Genomic DNA, 15,796 nt, shown 5'->3' with positions numbered 1-15,796 from the left:
TCAGATTTGGACATATTATCATATCAATCAGACTTTATAACTTTTTTAGAATCTCAGAAGTTTACAAAAGAGCCTAAAAATCTTTATCAACCAATAGATTACATCTTGAGATTAGGAGGAAAAAGAATTCGCCCAGTCTTAACTTTAATTGCTGCTGATATTTTTTCTAATAATTATCAAAAAGCTCTACCTGCTGCATTTGCTGTTGAAGTTTTTCATAACTTCACTTTAGTACATGATGACATAATGGATGATGCTCCTTTAAGAAGAGGAAAGGAAACTGTACACGAAAAATGGAATATAAATACAGGTATTTTATCTGGTGATGCTATGCTTATTTTGGCATACCAATATTTTGAAAATTATGAGCCTGAAGTTTTTCAAAAGCTTGCACAATTATTTAGCAAAACTGCTTTAGAGGTTTGTGACGGTCAGCAATTAGACGTTGACTTTGAAACTAGAAATGATGTAACCATTAATGAGTACATTGAAATGATTACATTAAAAACATCTGTTTTAGTTGCTGCTGCTTTAAAAATGGGCGCTATTGTTGCTAAAGCTGACGAAGAACAAGCTCAACATTTATACAATTACGGTTTAAATTTAGGAATCGCTTTTCAACTACAAGACGATTATTTAGACACCTTTGGTGATCCAGATTCTTTTGGAAAACAAGTAGGAGGAGATATTATCGAAAATAAGAAAACATATCTTTATTTAAAAGCTTTAGAAGTTGCAAATAGTTCTGACAAAGAAAATTTACTAGATCTTTACAATAGAAAGCAAAAAAATAACACTGAAAAAGTAGCTATTGTTTCATCTATTTTTAGGGAAAACAACATCCCAGAAGAAACACACAAACTTATTGAGTACTACACAGATAAGTCTTTCGAAAGCTTAAATCACCTTAACATTTCTGATCAACATAAAGAAGGGTTACGTACTTTTGGAAAAAATTTAATGAGCAGAAAAGTGTAAAAAAATAGGTGTTTATTTAAAAAAAGTTTTATTTTTGCAATCCAAATTTAACAGGTCCTATAGCTCAGTTGGTTAGAGCACCTGACTCATAATCAGGGGGTCCATGGTTCGAGCCCATGTGGGACCACCTTCTAATGAGTCCAAGTACTAAAAATAGTATTTGGGCTCTTTTTTTTGCTTTAAAATCAAGCACTTACATCAACCTACAACTTTAATATTAATAATCTATTTCAATTATAAACCATTAAAAGGGTTAATAAAAAGGCATAGGTAATTTTCAAAAAGGCACACCCTAAAAAAACATAAACAAATGAAAAACAATAATTTAAAAATATTATTCGTACTTAACAAAGCTAACTACAACCCCAAAAAGGGTAAAGCACCGTTAAGAATAAGAATCACATACGATAGTAAGAGAAAAGTATTCTCTGAAAATCTATTCATTAACCCAGATAATTGGAAAAATAAACAGCAAAAAGCTCATCCTCCTAATGAAGAAAACAACTTTATCAATACACAACTAAGTCTGATTACTCAAAAAGTAAATCAGGCTTTTTTGTTTTTACAGGTTAATAAAGTAAATTTTGATGTAGAAGATATTTATTTAAAGTATAAGGGAGAAGACACAAAACAAGAGAAAACTATTTTAGAAGTATTTGAAACCCACAATAAGCGTGCAGAAAAGCTTATAGGTAAAGATTATGTATTACCAACCATATGGAAGTTTAAACAGTCTAAAAACCTGTTAAAAGACTTTATACAACACAAATACAAAAAGAGTGATTATTTATTTAAAGATTTAACTTATAACTTTATTACAGAATACGAATTTTACCTAAAAACTGAAAAGAAGTTAGCTCAATCTACAACTTGTAAAGCTATTCAAAGATTTAGAAAAATTATCAAAATTGCGTTGGCTGAAAAATATTTACAAAGTGACCCTTTTTTACTCTACAAATGCAAAAGAACTAAAACTGAAATTATATTCTTAACTACAGAAGAGCTAAAAAAGTTAGAGAAACACAAATTCAAACAAGAAAGATTACAAATTATAAAAGATTTATTTGTGTTTTGTTGTTATACAGGGTTAGCTTTTAAAGAAATGTCAAATTTAAACTCAAATCATATTGTTAAAGGATTTGATAAAAACGATTGGATTCAAATGAAAAGAAAAAAGACTAAAACTAAAATTTCAATTCCATTATTACCTAAGGCAAACAAAATTTTAAAGAAGTACAACTATGAGTTTCCTCATATATCAAATCACAAATTTAACTCCTACCTAAAAGAAATAGCAGACATCGTAGGTATTAACAAACACCTAACACATCATATAGCTAGAAAAACATTTGCAACCACTGTGTTGCTTTATAATGGTGTACCTATGGAAATAGTCTCAGAACTATTGGGGCATTCTAATATGAATATTACACAAGCTCATTATGGTAAAATAGTTCAAATTAAAGTTAGTAAGGAAATAGATAAATTAAGGTAGCCTTATTATATTTATGCTTCAAAAAAATGCTAAAGATGAAAAAACTTTCTGATACACAAATATTAGATCTTTATAACTCAGACTTTTCTAAAAATTATCATTTGGATGATAATAATATTAAGATTTGGGATGATAACTTTATTAAAGATTATTGGCTACATTTTTATAGATTAATTGAGTTATCTGATAATGAAATCAATAACATTGTCATCCCAAGACTTAACAGAGATGATTTAAAGGTTTTATTATCTACAATTGACTTAGATAACATTGTCTTTTCTAAATGTACTTTTTTAGATGGTTTAGTTATTGAAGACATGAAGATGGAACAGTTTTCTTTGATTGACTGTGTTTCAGAAAGTAATATTGTTTTTATATCATGCGAGATAAGTTTTTTGAATATTAAGTCTATTGTATTATCTGGAAATTTAACATTAATTGATTCTGAAATAAATACTCTTTTAATTGATGAAGGATTGTTTTTTAGTAGTGTTGAATTTAATAATACCAAAATCATTGAAAGATTTAATATTAATTCTTTGTCTATTAAAAATTCCTTAATATTTAAAAAAACAATTTTCAATTCTAAAAAAGAAAGCCTAATAAAAAGTTTAAAAAGTATTGATGGTAACTTATATAATTATGAAAATTATTTAATTATTGAAAGGTTTTATAACCTTTATGAAAAACATCTAGAAAATAAACAAGGTAATAATTTTTTGAGTTCATTCTTTGCTAGAACTGATGATGTAGGTTTTTCTGAATTCATAAATAAAAAGCTCTTAGAAAATAAGTTTAAAAAAAATAGAGGTAGCTTAATAAAGGTCTTTACAAATTACTTTTCGTATAAGAGGCAGTATATTTTCAAGCCTGATATAAGGTTGGAAGAAAGTCTAGTAATGGGGTTATTAACATTTCATTCAATTAATTTAAAGCATTTCCATTTTGGGAATTCAAATATTGAAAATTTAAAGTTTTTGGATTGTGATTGGCACATTACCAATAGATTAATTATAGCAGATGATCAAATTATGTATGGAACCCAAACGGAGGAGCAGTATCGCCAATTAAAAAGAATATTTAAGAAAGATGAAAATTGGCATATGGCAAGCTTGGCATATATTAGTGAAATGGAGATAGTTTTAAAAAAATTAGGTTATTATATAGATGAAAATAAATTAAGATATTTCTCAAAATACAGCTTGGAATGGCTAGTTTTTCAATTTTATAAATTATTTGGAAGTTACACTCAAAACTATGTAAGACCACTATCAGTATTTTTATTTTCTACCTTACTTTTTTTTCCAATATACTATATGTTTTATGAGGCAAACCACTTGGGAGTATACAGTTATCCAGAAGCATTAGAAAAAAGTATATCAAATTCATTTCCCTTTATAAAAACAACTTTAAAATATCAATCTTGGACTCTTAAATTTATCCAGACCCTATTTAGCACTATAATACTTACTTTTACTATATTAGGTTTAAGAAACAGGTTTAAACAATAAAAGTAATTTAAATAATTGTGTATTAAAGTTTAATATCAAAAAAATCTTTTAATGGGATTTCCATAGCAATAGCCAGTGTGGAAATAGTTACAATATTTGGTGTAACAACAGCTTTTTCAATTTTATATAAGTATTGTCTATCCTTACCAACTAACTCTGCTAATTCAGTTTGAGTTAGTCCTTTTTGCCTCCTTAAAAATCTAACTCTTTCACCAATTTTAGCAGGAATAGAGTTTTTTAATTCATTTAACTTTTTTTCAGACAATTCTACCATGTAGTAAAAGTCTTATATGGCAAGTAATATTTTGTAACCTTAAATAACTACATTTTTGTATATTTGAATTTAAAAACAAGATGAAAACAACCATTAACAAATTAAACATGAAGAACCTTTTATTAATAGTACTAACATTCGCAACAATAACCTCATGTTCATCAGATGATGAAATAACAGATACAACCACAATTCTAGGAACTTGGAAATTAACCAGTCATTCAGATTTAACAAATCTTCCAGATTGTATGAAACAAACTAAGATAACATTTATTGAACATGGTAATTTATCTGGTGAAATCTATGAACCTAACGGAGAAAATTGTGATAAGAATAATTTAGTAGCTAGTTATGAAAAGGAGACAGAAACCTCTTATACTATAATTGGAAGTTCTACTATTCTTGCTGAAGTAGAATTAGAATCAAACAAATTAATTTGGACAGAAAAAAGTTCAACAAAAACAAGAATTTTAGAATTCACAAAACAATAAACAGATGAAAATAAACTATTCATCAGCTGTTATATTTTTATTCATTCTTTTAAGTTCATGTGTACCCAAAGAGAAATATGAAAAATTAAAAGAAGAAAAAATCGCTTTAGAAAAAACTAGAGATTCTTTATCATTTTGGTTAAGGATATCTGAAAAACAAAATAGGCAATACATCAAAGAATTGTCTAACATTAAAAAGAAGAAGAAAATAATTAAAAGAACCACAAAATATAGTAATAATGATGCTTTAAAGCTTCTAAATGATTATTATAAGTTCTATAGAAGAGACTACACTTTTAAAGAACCTGAAGTGAGAAGAAAAAGCAATAATGAATTTGTAATTTCCTTAAAAGAAGTAGACAGTGAATTTAAAAATGTTGAACAATTTTATTCATCAAGAGTTTGTCTTTTAACAATTAACAATGATGGAACTTACACTTTAGATGTGTATTATCAATAATGAAAATCAACATAAAAACAAAAGAATTATTCACTAATACAGGTGTGTACATCAAAAAACTAGAGTGTAAATATTACGTAGAAAAGAATTGTTTAACTAAGACCAATAATTCATTAATAATTGGAAATTGTGATATATGTCAAAAAGAGATTTATAACACACAGAACTTAACAGACCATGAGGTACTGCAATTAGTCAAAGAAAATCCTGACACTTGCCTATATATTGATTTAGCACAAGAAAATGTTAGTACAACAATGCATAGGTTAAGTTATTTTCATGAACTAATGGGAGTTAGCCAAATAAAATGTAAGGATTGTAATTATAAAACTGATGAGTTTGTTGTGCATTTAAAATTAAATGTAAAAGACCCTCATCAATGTCAAAAATGTGGAATAATTTCAGAAACTAGTAAAGGAATTTGTATTCATACTGATTCGTTGTCCAAAAAAGTACCTTTGTTTTGTATGGAGTGTAAGTCTACTAATCTAGAACCAATAATAAATTACATAGGTTAAACATGAAGCATAAACTAATCTTAATTTTTCTTTTAGCATCAATCAATTTAGTTTCTCAAAATTTCAATGGAAAATATAAAAGTTACTTGACTAGTTTTAAAAATGAATTAGATAGTACTAAGAATTATAAAGAGAAGGCAGAGTTTAATCTTTTAATTACTGATAATTATATAGCGATTCAAGATATAAGACTACCAAAAAAACCTCTTATATATAAATGTAAGAAACCTTTAAGAAAAATGTTTAATCTGTATGTAAAAGAAAAGTGTATCAATGAACACCTAGAAAATAATTCAACTTCTACAATTACATTTTATAAAAAAAGAAATAAACTTAATATTATGGTTTCAGATAATAATTCTAGCCAAATTTTCTTTAATATTGAAAAGTATTAGTAGATAAAATTAATGATTAAAGTAAATCCTTTTACTGGGCAAAGGGAGTTTATAACACCAGCAGTAATTAAATCAATAAGCCCAACAATAAGAAGGTTAAACAATGAAAAGGAAACTCCTTGGCAAAAAGCTACAGCGGAGATAACATACCCTAATGGAGAAAAGCAAATAATTGATGTTACATTATTTACAGCTACGTTAAAATCTAACCCTGAGTTATTTACGGTAGGACAAACAGTTGATATTGCAATCCAGTTAGATGGAGAACATGCTGGCAAAGGTAAATTACAGTTGCCAGAATTAGAAGTAGTAGATATTAAGTCTTTGTTATCAGGGATAGAAAAAAAGAGTAACTCTGAGAAAATAGAAAAAACTAATTTTTCTGAAAAAGAACTTATTCAGGGTGACTTTAACGACTATACAGCTCAATCTAAAAACAGAGTAACTAAAAACTACATTGATAAACCTAAAGAAAAAGGTTGTATCACTATTTTAATAATAATATTTAGCTTGCTAATTATAACTTTTATATTCAAAGGAGGGATAAAATATATAGGTAATATATCATATCCTATTTTAGGGATAATTGGATTTATAATTATCAAGGTGTTAGAATCTTTATGGCTTAAGGATGAAAAATAATTTTTTTCAAAATTTTCAAAACACTTTCACCATCGTAAAAGCACTACTATCTAATATCAACCCCCACTCTTTTTTACCATTGCGGGATACCCCCGTGTTTAATGTTTAATCTTAAAATTTAAAATACTATGGTAAAAATTGTAGATTTTAAGACCTATGAAAGAAATGATGGGTCAGAATTTAATGTACTTATTGTACAAGGAGGAATTGAAGCTGTTAAAAGTCAAGAAACAGGAAAAACTTACTTTACAGCAAGAAAGACAAATGTTCCAAGCACTTTTGACACAGCTACTTGTGAAAGTTTAATTGGTACAGATTTTCCTGGAGTAATTAAAAAAGTAGATGTTGAACCGTATGAATATACAGTACCTACAACAGGAGAGGTTATTACGCTTACACATAGTTATCAGTATGTAAGTGAAGAAGAAATCATTGTAAATAACAATGTAGTACATCAAGAGGTGTTATAAACACAGAATTATAAAAATAAAGTTAGAGAGCTTCAAAAATGAGGCTCTTTTTTTATGTCTATAATTATGTCTTATAACCTAGTTAATTAAAAAACATAACTATAAAAATTATGCAATTACAAAAAGCGCAAAGACATCAAGTAAAATTAAGATTAGGTTTATCAGGAGCTTCAGGATTTGGAAAAACTTATTCAGCTTTATTACTAGCCTACGGAATAACAGAAGATTGGAGTAAAATAGCTGTCATTGATACAGAAAACAATAGTGCAAGTTTATACTCTCATTTAGGTAATTTCAATGTTTTAAACTTAAATGAACCTTATAATCCAGAAAGATATATACAGGCTATTAAAATTTGTGAAGAAGCTAATATTGAAGTTATCATTATTGATAGCATAACACACGAATGGAGTGGTAAAAATGGTTGTTTACAACTACATGAACAATTAGGAGGTAGATTCCAAGATTGGGCTAAAATAACACCACGTCATAACGCATTTATAGATGCTATTCTTCAATCTAAATGTCATATAATCACAACAACAAGACGTAAGATAGATTATTCTTTAGACCAAGGAAATAACGGCAGAACAAAGGTTATTAAGCATGGTACAAAAGAAATTACAAGAGAAGGCTTTGAATATGAACTCACAGTAAATTTTGAGCTTATTAATGATCAGCATTTGGCAAAAGCTTCAAAAGATAGAACAGGGTTATTTATGAATAAACCAGAGTTTGTTATTGGAAAAGGAACAGGTAAGAAGTTAATTCAATGGTGCAATCAAGGAATATCCATTGAACAAGCCAAACAAGAAATTAAAGAATGTACTACAGTAGAAGGTTTAAGGCACTTGTATCAAAAATATAGTGGATTGCAAAAACAACTACATCAAACAATAGTACAACGCAAAGAAACTATTGAAAATGTAAGTAGCCAAGTAGTAAAAGATAACCAAATTGTAAAATCATCAGAAAATGGAATTAATAACCAATAATAATCCAAGTCAAATGATACAAAACGTATCAGAAATCATCCAAAAACCATCAAGTAAATTTATTGAAGCAAATACTACAGAAGTTACATTAGAACACATCAAAAAAGATTGTATAATTCCTGTTTTTGCAAAAGATAATGAAACTACTATTTCTCATTTTGAGTTTATTGATGCTACTAAAGAGATAGCACAATCAATATTATCAAATACAATTTCAGAACCAGTCATTAGAGTTTCTCATCAAATTAAAGGTAGAATTCCAAGTGCTATTGGTAAGCCTGTTAAAGAACTAAAAGACCACGAAAAAACTATTTATTACGAGAGAATGGCTTTTACGATGGAAGTTCCTAATAGACAAGTGGTAGTTAATAATCAAATTCTAAATCTCACCATTGGTGGAGTTAGAGCTTATAATCAAGAAAACTTATTCTCTAAAAAATCTATTGAAAAGTTTAAAGTCTTTATTGGTTTTAAAAATACTGTATGCACAAATCTTTGCATCAGTACAGATGGATTGAAATCAGAGATTAGAATAAGTAGTATTACTGAATTGCAAGAAGCTATACAGACCTTCATATTAAACTATAATGAAGAAGCTCATTTAGGTAACATGGAAAGAATGAGTAAGTATTCTTTAAAAGAAGAACAGTTTGCTCACTTAATTGGAAAAATGAAAATGTATCATTTTCTAAATAAAAAAGACAAGCAAGGTAAATTTCCTTTACAGTTGACAGATTCACAAATCTCAACGGTAGTTAAAGATTACTTTACTGATAATAATTTCTGTAGAAATGAAAATGAAATGATTGACTTGTGGAGTATTTATAATTTATTTACTGAAGCCAATAAATCATCTTACATAGATAATTGTTTAGAACGAAACGTTAATGCATACGAGTTCATGCAAAACATAGGTAATTCTTTACAAAATGGAACTTATAATTGGTTTCTTCATAATTATAATATAGCTATTTCATAAAATAAAATAGCACAGAACCTCATATATAATAATATCAAAATGAATGATAAAGAATTGGCTGAATTACTGAAATATAGCAATCCTAAAGAACTTTATATTGTTACTTGGAACAATTTATTAAAGATATTGTTTTGTCCTTTTAAAGTAAGTGTATTGAATGATATCGGAGATTTAAAAAAGAATCAAATTGCATGGGTGGAAGAAGTGAAAGTAACATCAGAACTAAAGACTGTTTATATTATAAAAAATAGAGCTTACTACTATCATCATTTTGATATTATAACTAGTTAAAAAACTCTTGATTACACTAAGAAAACATAATATTCTTAGTTATAAAATAGATGCTCAAAAATTTGGAAAAGTCATATATTTTTTGTATATTAGAGATAGTTGATTAGAGTTGAATTATGCTATAAATTCAATGAATAATCACACTTCTATTTGAGTGTAATTCTACACTCATTTTAATAATCACATTTTTAAAAAATAATATATGAAGAAAGTAAAAGTCTATGATGCTATCATGGGTAGTGGTAAAACCTACAATGCTATCCAAAGAATGAAACATTACCTAGAAACAGGGCAAAAATTTATTTATATCACTCCGTTTCTAAAGGAAGTTAAAAGAATTAAAGAAGCATTATCAGAATATTCAGTTTCTATTCCATTAGATAAAGAAGAAAGTAAGGAGTGGGAAGTAGAATTGAATATGATTGATAATGAGGGTGCTATTGATTTAAATGCACAAGAAAAATTTAGAAAACTAAACAAAAGAGCACAATTTTTAAAGTTTGTTTTAAATGGAGATAATGTGGTATCTACACATTCCTTATTTAAGAAATTAAGTAGAGAAGATTATACTCTTTTTGACGATTATATTCTCATTTTAGATGAAGTTATTGACCCATTGGAGTTAAAATACATTGGTGAGGATGATATTGATATGTTAAGAGAGAACAATCAAATAGTCATTGACCATAAAAGTGAAGTCAGATTTATCAATGAGAATTATAAAGGCAGGTTTCAAGATATAAAGAAACTATGTAATTCTACTACAGTTTTTTATTTAGACAAGTGTTTCTTTGCTTGGATATTTCCTAAAGAAATATTCAATGCTTTTAAAGAAATACAAATCCTAACCTACCTATTTAAAGGAAGCTTATTATGTGCTTATTTTAAACTAAATAATATTGAATTTGATATTAAAGATGAGAATTCTATAATTGACCTTTTAGAGATAAAATCACGATTAAATATTTATGATGGTATAGCTAATGAAGATATGAGTTCAAAAATTACTTTTAGTGTAACTTTTTGTAAAGATTTAAGCAGTAAAGAGGCTAAAAAAATAAGTAATAAAACATCAAGGATTTTTAGAAAGAACTTTAAAACAGGTTCAAAAGAAAATTGCTTTACAACATTTAAAGATTATAAGAAAAAACTCTCTGGTGATAGCTATACTAGAGGTTTTGTAGCAGTAAATGCAAGAGCAACAAATGAGTATAGTCATAAAAAATCAATGGCATATCTAGCGAACAGGTACTTTACTCCACAGCAAGTAAGTTTTTTTAGAGAAAGAAACATAGAGTTAAATCAAGACTTATGGGCATTAGGAGAATTGGTACAATGGATATGGAGAGGATGCATAAGAAATAAAGAAGAAATGAATTTATATATACCAAGTTATAGAATGAGAAATCTCTTATATAAATGGTTAGATGGAGAGTTTTTAGAAACCTCATTAACATACAATGAATGTGCATAAAATTAAAAGGACCTGTTTGAAACAGGTCTTTTTGTTTTTAAACCCTTTATTTATAAGGGTTACAGAGATATTCCCCTAAAAGAAAAAGTTAAAAATAATCTAGTAAAACATGAACCTTATATCATTATATAAGGAAACTAGTAGTTATTTCTTAGCCTTATATTCTAATACAATGTCACCAATAGCAGTTTTACTAGTTTCAAATTCAGTACCCTTTAACTCACTTTCAATTTTTCTATACGAGAACCCTTTCTGGTGTAATTCTATAATCACTTTTATTAATTGTGGATTGTTTTTTCTATAGTTAGTTTTAGTAGCATTAGAACTAGCTACACCTCTTTGTCCTGTATTTGAAAAAACTAAGTCTTTAGAGAAGTTAAGCACATAAGATTGTTTTTTATGTTCATTTTCTAAGAAGTTAGATTTTAAAACCCATAAATCTTTAAGGTTTGGATTTTTAAAATTACTTCTTATCTCCATTACAACTCTCATTTTTGCTTCAAACCCTTGAGAGCCTATGATACTATCTTTAGTAGGTTTATTATTTTGAGTTCTTTTACCTGTATGGTGCAAGAACACAATCAAACATTTATTCTTTTTTGCAAGAGTATCATATTTATTTAAAAACTCTCTAACTTTCGTATTAGAATTAATCTCTTCTGTAAAAACATCAGCAAAAGCATCAATAACAATTAAATCTACAGGATTTTCAGTAATCATTTTCTCTAATCTAGAGAATAGATTATCTGTATCAAAAACAAACTCTAAGTTTTTAATATTTTCTATCTCACTTGGATCGTCAATTAACTTTATTACTTGTTTTTTAATAGAGTAACTAACACCTAAATGACCATCTTCAGTACTAACATAAATAGCTTTATTATAATCAGCATTGATTTTAAAGCCTATAAACTCTTCTTTTTTTAAAGCTATAGTTAGCGCTAATTGTCTAAGAAAAGTAGATTTGCCAGTATCAGAAGTACCAACCAGAGCAGCTATTCCATGTTTTTGAAAAAAAGGCTCAACCAACCTAGGAGCAGAATTAAATTCAAAACTAAATAAATCATAAGCATTCAAGGTAGCTTTGCTAGTGATATCTTTAATTTCCTCAATCTTACTTGGAGATTTTTTTAAAACCTCTAAATCAATTCCTAATAAAGATAAATCAATTTTAGGAAGACCTAGTTTATCCATTTCTTTAAAAACAGCATCTAAGTTTTCTTTGGTGTCTAATTCTTTATCTAAATGAGCAGTATCCATCTGCTCAAACATACTATTAGTTTTTTTATTCTTCTTCATATAAAAAATGTGTCCTTTTTTATTACCTATTAAGGGACAGGACAATTTTGATTAACTTCTAATTTAAATAAAAATTATTTGTAACTTTATTACTCTTTCAGTGTAGACATGGTAAAATAACTTGAAAACAACAAATTTTAAGAGACTATAACCACAAAAAAAGTCTTGTCAAAATTAACAAGACTTATTTTTACATAACTACAAAATAATTTTCAACTTACTTCTATATTCTTCGCCTTCTATAGTTGAATACAGTTCATTATAAATTGTTTCTGAAATACCTATAGTTTTTAAAAACTCTCTCTCTCCCCCTAACTCCTCTTTACATACATTAATCATTTTCTTTAATAACACAGGGCTCTTCATAGAAACATCAAAAGGTTCTTCTTTTCTATAAGGTGATAATCTTGTAACCCATCTTCTATATTGATCTTTTGTCAACCCAACACTTCTTCCTTTATATAATAAAGCAGATACGGATAACTTCCATTTAGCTTTTAACGAGAAAAGCTTTTCTAATGTCAATCTATAGAACTCATTTTTAATTTCACTGGTAGGTATAACAAATTCTGAAGCAAAAGTATTCGCTTCTTTCTCTAAATCTCTCTCAGTTTCTATTAACCTGTTAATATTTCTATGAGCGATTAGGTGACATAATTCATGTGATATAGTAAAAACCTTTCTAGCATTCTGAATTTTTTTATTTATCAAAATTACTGGAACATCTTCTACATAAAAGCTCACCCCATCAAAGTTTTTATTTTGAGATGAAATAAAATCAAACTCATAGAAATACACTATAACCCCATTTCTTTCTAATAAAGAAACAATTTCATCTATAGGATTTACTCCTATCCCTAAATACCTCCTAACATATAAAGCTAATTCTTTTGCATTATAATCAAAATCTTCAACACCTATAGTAGGAATAGTATTTACTGGAATATCAACATATTCAAGAATTTCACAAATATTATTAGCTAAAATATTAACTCGTGACTCAAACAAGTCAATCATTTTTTTGGATATATTAGCGCTTGAGCGATAATGTAGATTTAAGTTTCCTCCATGATTTTTCACTGAAAAAAAACTCCTAGAGAATACACTTTTTAATTTTTGAATTAAATCTTCTGTTAAAGGCTTATTACCTTTCTCAATATTACTTACAACAGCTTGTGAAACCCCAATTTTTTTAGCTAATCCTGTCTGACTTAACCCAAGATAGTTTCTCGCTAATTTTAAAGTTTCATTATTTTTCATTTTTAAATTTTAAAAAAGATCTTTAAAATCCCAAATTCTTTCTAAATTATATACAAATATAAGCCTTAATTGGCTTTTCTTAATCTTTTAGGTGTAACTAAAATGTCGTCACTACCATTCTCTCTAAATAAAGTAACCGTATTTAACATTTTTAAACTTATATCAAATACTATCTTATTATCATGGTAATGGACTAATTTAACATCTTTGATATTTCCATTTAAATCCAAAATATGTCCCACGAAATAAATTGGTAAAGGTTTCTGGACACCTAACATAGACAACATGTCTAACATATTCTTTGAATAATGAATAGGATTACCACTCATCAATTCCTTAAACCTTTTAGAATAAAATCCAGAAATTTTACTTTTTGAATCCATCCTTTTAAAACATAATAATGCTTTACCTTCAACTAAATAATAATCAACACCATGTGACTTCAAATGTTTCACTTTAGTTCTTAGATAAGAATCTAACAAAACTGATTTGTGAAATTCACTTTTAATACTAGCTGAGTACCATAATGATTTTAACCCTCTGTAACTAAACTTTAAAGGATTACTATTAATGTTTTTGTTAGCTTTACTAACTCCTAGCGCTACGCTCTTATATGAAACTTCTACAAGTTTTTCATACGTTTCTTTACTTACACCTTGTGCAATTAAAGAAAATTTTATACTTTTGTTGGACAAAATATTAATGAAATTACGAAAGAATCAAGAATTTCAAAGACCTTAAAAAAGAGTAGTGCTGCATACACCACTCTTTTTTTTATTTACAAAGATAAATAATTTTAACATATGCGCAAAATTCATAAAAAATATTCTAATACTATTTATTAACTATTTTGCTATAGTTATTCACAAAAACCCATTTTCAGTAAAAAATACAAGTATTTTTCATTAATCATCTACTTGTGTATATCTAATCTCCTTAATTCTTGAATTGGAAATTGCTCTCACTTTTTTAATCCTAGTATCATAAATAAATACTGCTTTAGAAAGACTCCCAACCCAATAAGTTGTAGTATCTTTTTCTTTCATAAAATACTCTTCTGTCTTTTCATACGACATTAGGTCAAAAGTTAATTTTTCTGCTCTTGTAATTTTATAATCCTGCTTACCTTTTAAAATAAAGAAGACAGTTACAACTCCTATATAAGTATAAATTATTAAATGATGCTTGAAAAGAGAAAAGTATTTAACAGCTGTTAGTATAATTAAAGCCCCAAATAACACTAGAAATGTAAACTCATTTTTTAAACTATAATAAAACAATAAGGATTCAATAAAAGAAGTTATTAAAATTAAGAAGATAAAGAAGTATTTATTTCTATTAGAATTCAGAAGAATCCCAATTAAACTAAATAAAGAGAATGAAATTATAATTATTATAAAAACTAAAGATCTAATATTTTTATATATAGCTAAAATTAAATCTTCTGGAGATAAGTATAAAAACAAATTCACATCATATTGTCCTAAATACCATTCATAATAAAATAAGCTATAAAAAGGAGATAAAACAAATACAATAGCAATAAAGTATTTGTATTTAAAGCTAGGGTTAATTTTTTGTCTTTCAGAAAATCTAATGTGACACTTTTGTAATTCTTTTGTTATCTTTTCTTTTAAAGAAATATTTTTTTTGATAAACTTTTTTAATTTCATTAGTATTAAATTCATTTTATTAAGTATAAGAGGATTAAAGAACAATAAAAAACAGTGTCCTTTTTATTATTACTATATAGGGACAGGACAATTTTTAAAATAAAATATACAGTTAAAAACAACAAGATACCATCCGTAACAGGGTGGTATTTTTTTATTAAAAACTTAAAACACCACGCAGAAAAATTTAAAGAAAAAAAATCATTTATTGGGGTTATCTTTCTATAAAGAATAATGCCTTTTTACCCTAAAGTGTTTAAATGGCGTTTAAACCCCGTTTAAATGGTGTTTAAATTATTTTTTATCTAGATATCGGTAAAATTTAGTTTTTTTTTAATTTGACAAGTAAAGAAGTATCATTCTTTAAAAATGACAAAAATTGTAGTAAAAGAGCTACAGATGCTATTATAATTGTAGTAATTTCCACGAGATAAAAGTAAGAAAATATTTTAAAAAAGCAATTGTGTTTTAGAGATTACAAATAAGCTTTTTATGATTTGCTTTCGTGAAATTGATTTTTTTTAAATGAATTTACATGAAAAATTTAAAATTGGTTTTTTTTATATGTAGCGAATGATTTGTTCGCTACAA

Annotated in this window: 18 protein-coding genes and 1 tRNA gene; 14 read left to right on the top strand and 5 right to left on the bottom strand. The window is 27.0% G+C overall.

Features of this window, described 5'->3' with window-relative positions:
* Nucleotides 1-6: 6 nt before the first annotated feature.
* From ABHQ57_RS03985 to ABHQ57_RS03970, 4 genes are all read left to right on the top strand, one after another.
* Nucleotides 7-978 carry a polyprenyl synthetase family protein gene (locus tag ABHQ57_RS03985; RefSeq protein ID WP_167712963.1) on the top strand — a complete coding sequence of 324 codons (972 nt, stop codon included), beginning with the start codon at nucleotides 7-9 and terminating at the stop codon, nucleotides 976-978.
* 53 nt (nucleotides 979-1,031) lie between these two features.
* Nucleotides 1,032-1,105 (top strand) — tRNA-Ile (locus ABHQ57_RS03980).
* Nucleotides 1,106-1,288: 183 nt separating this feature from the next.
* On the top strand, nucleotides 1,289-2,473 hold the full coding sequence (locus ABHQ57_RS03975) for a site-specific integrase (RefSeq protein WP_167712961.1): 1,185 nt from the start codon (nucleotides 1,289-1,291) through the stop codon (nucleotides 2,471-2,473).
* A 35-nt stretch (nucleotides 2,474-2,508) separates the two neighbouring features.
* On the top strand, nucleotides 2,509-3,984 hold the full coding sequence (locus tag ABHQ57_RS03970; protein ID WP_389862409.1) for a hypothetical protein: 1,476 nt from the start codon (nucleotides 2,509-2,511) through the stop codon (nucleotides 3,982-3,984).
* Between the two features lie 22 nt (nucleotides 3,985-4,006).
* On the opposite strand, the gene ABHQ57_RS03965 is transcribed toward ABHQ57_RS03970, so the two are convergent.
* Nucleotides 4,007-4,258 (bottom strand): helix-turn-helix domain-containing protein, encoded by a 252-nt coding sequence (locus tag ABHQ57_RS03965; protein WP_389862406.1) that lies wholly within the window; start codon nucleotides 4,256-4,258, stop codon nucleotides 4,007-4,009.
* A 107-nt stretch (nucleotides 4,259-4,365) separates the two neighbouring features.
* Between ABHQ57_RS03965 and ABHQ57_RS03960 the strand changes: the two genes are divergently transcribed.
* The 10 genes from ABHQ57_RS03960 (at nucleotide 4,366) to ABHQ57_RS03915 (ending at nucleotide 10,973) form a co-directional block, all read left to right on the top strand.
* The gene (locus ABHQ57_RS03960) at nucleotides 4,366-4,749 is read left to right on the top strand and encodes a lipocalin family protein (RefSeq protein WP_389862403.1); all 384 of its coding nucleotides are present in this window, start codon (nucleotides 4,366-4,368) and stop codon (nucleotides 4,747-4,749) included.
* 4 nt (nucleotides 4,750-4,753) lie between these two features.
* Entirely contained in the window at nucleotides 4,754-5,209 is a 456-nt protein-coding gene (locus tag ABHQ57_RS03955) for a hypothetical protein (protein ID WP_167712956.1), read from the top strand.
* On the top strand, nucleotides 5,209-5,727 hold the full coding sequence (locus ABHQ57_RS03950; protein ID WP_167712954.1) for a hypothetical protein: 519 nt from the start codon (nucleotides 5,209-5,211) through the stop codon (nucleotides 5,725-5,727). Before ABHQ57_RS03955 ends, ABHQ57_RS03950 begins: the two co-directional genes overlap by 1 nt.
* A gap of 2 nt (nucleotides 5,728-5,729) precedes the next feature.
* Entirely contained in the window at nucleotides 5,730-6,122 is a 393-nt protein-coding gene (locus ABHQ57_RS03945; protein ID WP_167712952.1) for a hypothetical protein, read from the top strand.
* Nucleotides 6,123-6,134: 12 nt separating this feature from the next.
* The gene (locus ABHQ57_RS03940; protein ID WP_167712950.1) at nucleotides 6,135-6,764 is read left to right on the top strand and encodes a hypothetical protein; all 630 of its coding nucleotides are present in this window, start codon (nucleotides 6,135-6,137) and stop codon (nucleotides 6,762-6,764) included.
* A 128-nt stretch (nucleotides 6,765-6,892) separates the two neighbouring features.
* Nucleotides 6,893-7,234: a hypothetical protein gene (locus ABHQ57_RS03935; RefSeq protein ID WP_167712948.1), complete on the top strand. Its 342-nt coding sequence runs from the start codon at nucleotides 6,893-6,895 to the stop codon at nucleotides 7,232-7,234.
* A 110-nt stretch (nucleotides 7,235-7,344) separates the two neighbouring features.
* The gene (locus ABHQ57_RS03930) at nucleotides 7,345-8,229 is read left to right on the top strand and encodes an AAA family ATPase (protein WP_167712946.1); all 885 of its coding nucleotides are present in this window, start codon (nucleotides 7,345-7,347) and stop codon (nucleotides 8,227-8,229) included.
* A complete protein-coding gene (locus ABHQ57_RS03925) occupies nucleotides 8,210-9,208 on the top strand; it encodes a DUF3871 family protein (RefSeq protein ID WP_167712944.1) in 999 nt (332 codons plus the stop codon). Before ABHQ57_RS03930 ends, ABHQ57_RS03925 begins: the two co-directional genes overlap by 20 nt.
* A 39-nt stretch (nucleotides 9,209-9,247) precedes the next feature.
* Nucleotides 9,248-9,499 (top strand): hypothetical protein, encoded by a 252-nt coding sequence (locus ABHQ57_RS03920; protein ID WP_196781602.1) that lies wholly within the window; start codon nucleotides 9,248-9,250, stop codon nucleotides 9,497-9,499.
* A 202-nt stretch (nucleotides 9,500-9,701) separates the two neighbouring features.
* The gene (locus ABHQ57_RS03915; RefSeq protein ID WP_167712942.1) at nucleotides 9,702-10,973 is read left to right on the top strand and encodes a hypothetical protein; all 1,272 of its coding nucleotides are present in this window, start codon (nucleotides 9,702-9,704) and stop codon (nucleotides 10,971-10,973) included.
* A 144-nt stretch (nucleotides 10,974-11,117) separates the two neighbouring features.
* On the opposite strand, the gene ABHQ57_RS03910 is transcribed toward ABHQ57_RS03915, so the two are convergent.
* The 4 genes from ABHQ57_RS03910 to ABHQ57_RS03895 all read right to left on the bottom strand — a co-directional run bounded on the left by ABHQ57_RS03910 (nucleotide 11,118) and on the right by ABHQ57_RS03895 (nucleotide 15,220).
* Entirely contained in the window at nucleotides 11,118-12,272 is a 1,155-nt protein-coding gene (locus ABHQ57_RS03910) for an AAA family ATPase (protein ID WP_167712940.1), read from the bottom strand.
* 198 nt (nucleotides 12,273-12,470) lie between these two features.
* Nucleotides 12,471-13,532, bottom strand: a complete 1,062-nt coding sequence (locus ABHQ57_RS03905) for an XRE family transcriptional regulator (RefSeq protein WP_167712937.1) — start codon at nucleotides 13,530-13,532, stop codon at nucleotides 12,471-12,473.
* 65 nt (nucleotides 13,533-13,597) lie between these two features.
* A complete protein-coding gene (locus ABHQ57_RS03900; protein WP_167712935.1) occupies nucleotides 13,598-14,227 on the bottom strand; it encodes a hypothetical protein in 630 nt (209 codons plus the stop codon).
* A 210-nt stretch (nucleotides 14,228-14,437) separates the two neighbouring features.
* A complete protein-coding gene (locus ABHQ57_RS03895; RefSeq protein ID WP_389862394.1) occupies nucleotides 14,438-15,220 on the bottom strand; it encodes a hypothetical protein in 783 nt (260 codons plus the stop codon).
* Nucleotides 15,221-15,796: the final 576 nt, after the last annotated feature.

Origin of the sequence: Tenacibaculum sp. ZH5_bin.1 (assembly GCF_042865525.1) — a bacterium.
GTDB classification, from domain to species: domain Bacteria; phylum Bacteroidota; class Bacteroidia; order Flavobacteriales; family Flavobacteriaceae; genus Polaribacter; species Polaribacter mesophilus.
Note: the sequence above shows the minus strand (reverse complement) of the source record. Positions and strands in the feature narration are given on the sequence as shown.

Coding starts and splice junctions, on each gene's coding strand:
- ABHQ57_RS03975 (WP_167712961.1), top strand. CDS start 1,289: ATGAAAAACAATAATTTAAAAATATTATTCGTACTTAACAAAGCTAAC.
- ABHQ57_RS03970 (WP_389862409.1), top strand. CDS start 2,509: ATGAAAAAACTTTCTGATACACAAATATTAGATCTTTATAACTCAGAC.
- ABHQ57_RS03965 (WP_389862406.1), bottom strand. CDS start 4,258: ATGGTAGAATTGTCTGAAAAAAAGTTAAATGAATTAAAAAACTCTATT.
- ABHQ57_RS03960 (WP_389862403.1), top strand. CDS start 4,366: ATGAAGAACCTTTTATTAATAGTACTAACATTCGCAACAATAACCTCA.
- ABHQ57_RS03955 (WP_167712956.1), top strand. CDS start 4,754: ATGAAAATAAACTATTCATCAGCTGTTATATTTTTATTCATTCTTTTA.
- ABHQ57_RS03950 (WP_167712954.1), top strand. CDS start 5,209: ATGAAAATCAACATAAAAACAAAAGAATTATTCACTAATACAGGTGTG.
- ABHQ57_RS03945 (WP_167712952.1), top strand. CDS start 5,730: ATGAAGCATAAACTAATCTTAATTTTTCTTTTAGCATCAATCAATTTA.
- ABHQ57_RS03940 (WP_167712950.1), top strand. CDS start 6,135: ATGATTAAAGTAAATCCTTTTACTGGGCAAAGGGAGTTTATAACACCA.
- ABHQ57_RS03935 (WP_167712948.1), top strand. CDS start 6,893: ATGGTAAAAATTGTAGATTTTAAGACCTATGAAAGAAATGATGGGTCA.
- ABHQ57_RS03930 (WP_167712946.1), top strand. CDS start 7,345: ATGCAATTACAAAAAGCGCAAAGACATCAAGTAAAATTAAGATTAGGT.
- ABHQ57_RS03925 (WP_167712944.1), top strand. CDS start 8,210: ATGGAATTAATAACCAATAATAATCCAAGTCAAATGATACAAAACGTA.
- ABHQ57_RS03920 (WP_196781602.1), top strand. CDS start 9,248: ATGAATGATAAAGAATTGGCTGAATTACTGAAATATAGCAATCCTAAA.
- ABHQ57_RS03915 (WP_167712942.1), top strand. CDS start 9,702: ATGAAGAAAGTAAAAGTCTATGATGCTATCATGGGTAGTGGTAAAACC.
- ABHQ57_RS03910 (WP_167712940.1), bottom strand. CDS start 12,272: ATGAAGAAGAATAAAAAAACTAATAGTATGTTTGAGCAGATGGATACT.
- ABHQ57_RS03905 (WP_167712937.1), bottom strand. CDS start 13,532: ATGAAAAATAATGAAACTTTAAAATTAGCGAGAAACTATCTTGGGTTA.
- ABHQ57_RS03895 (WP_389862394.1), bottom strand. CDS start 15,220: ATGAATTTAATACTAATGAAATTAAAAAAGTTTATCAAAAAAAATATT.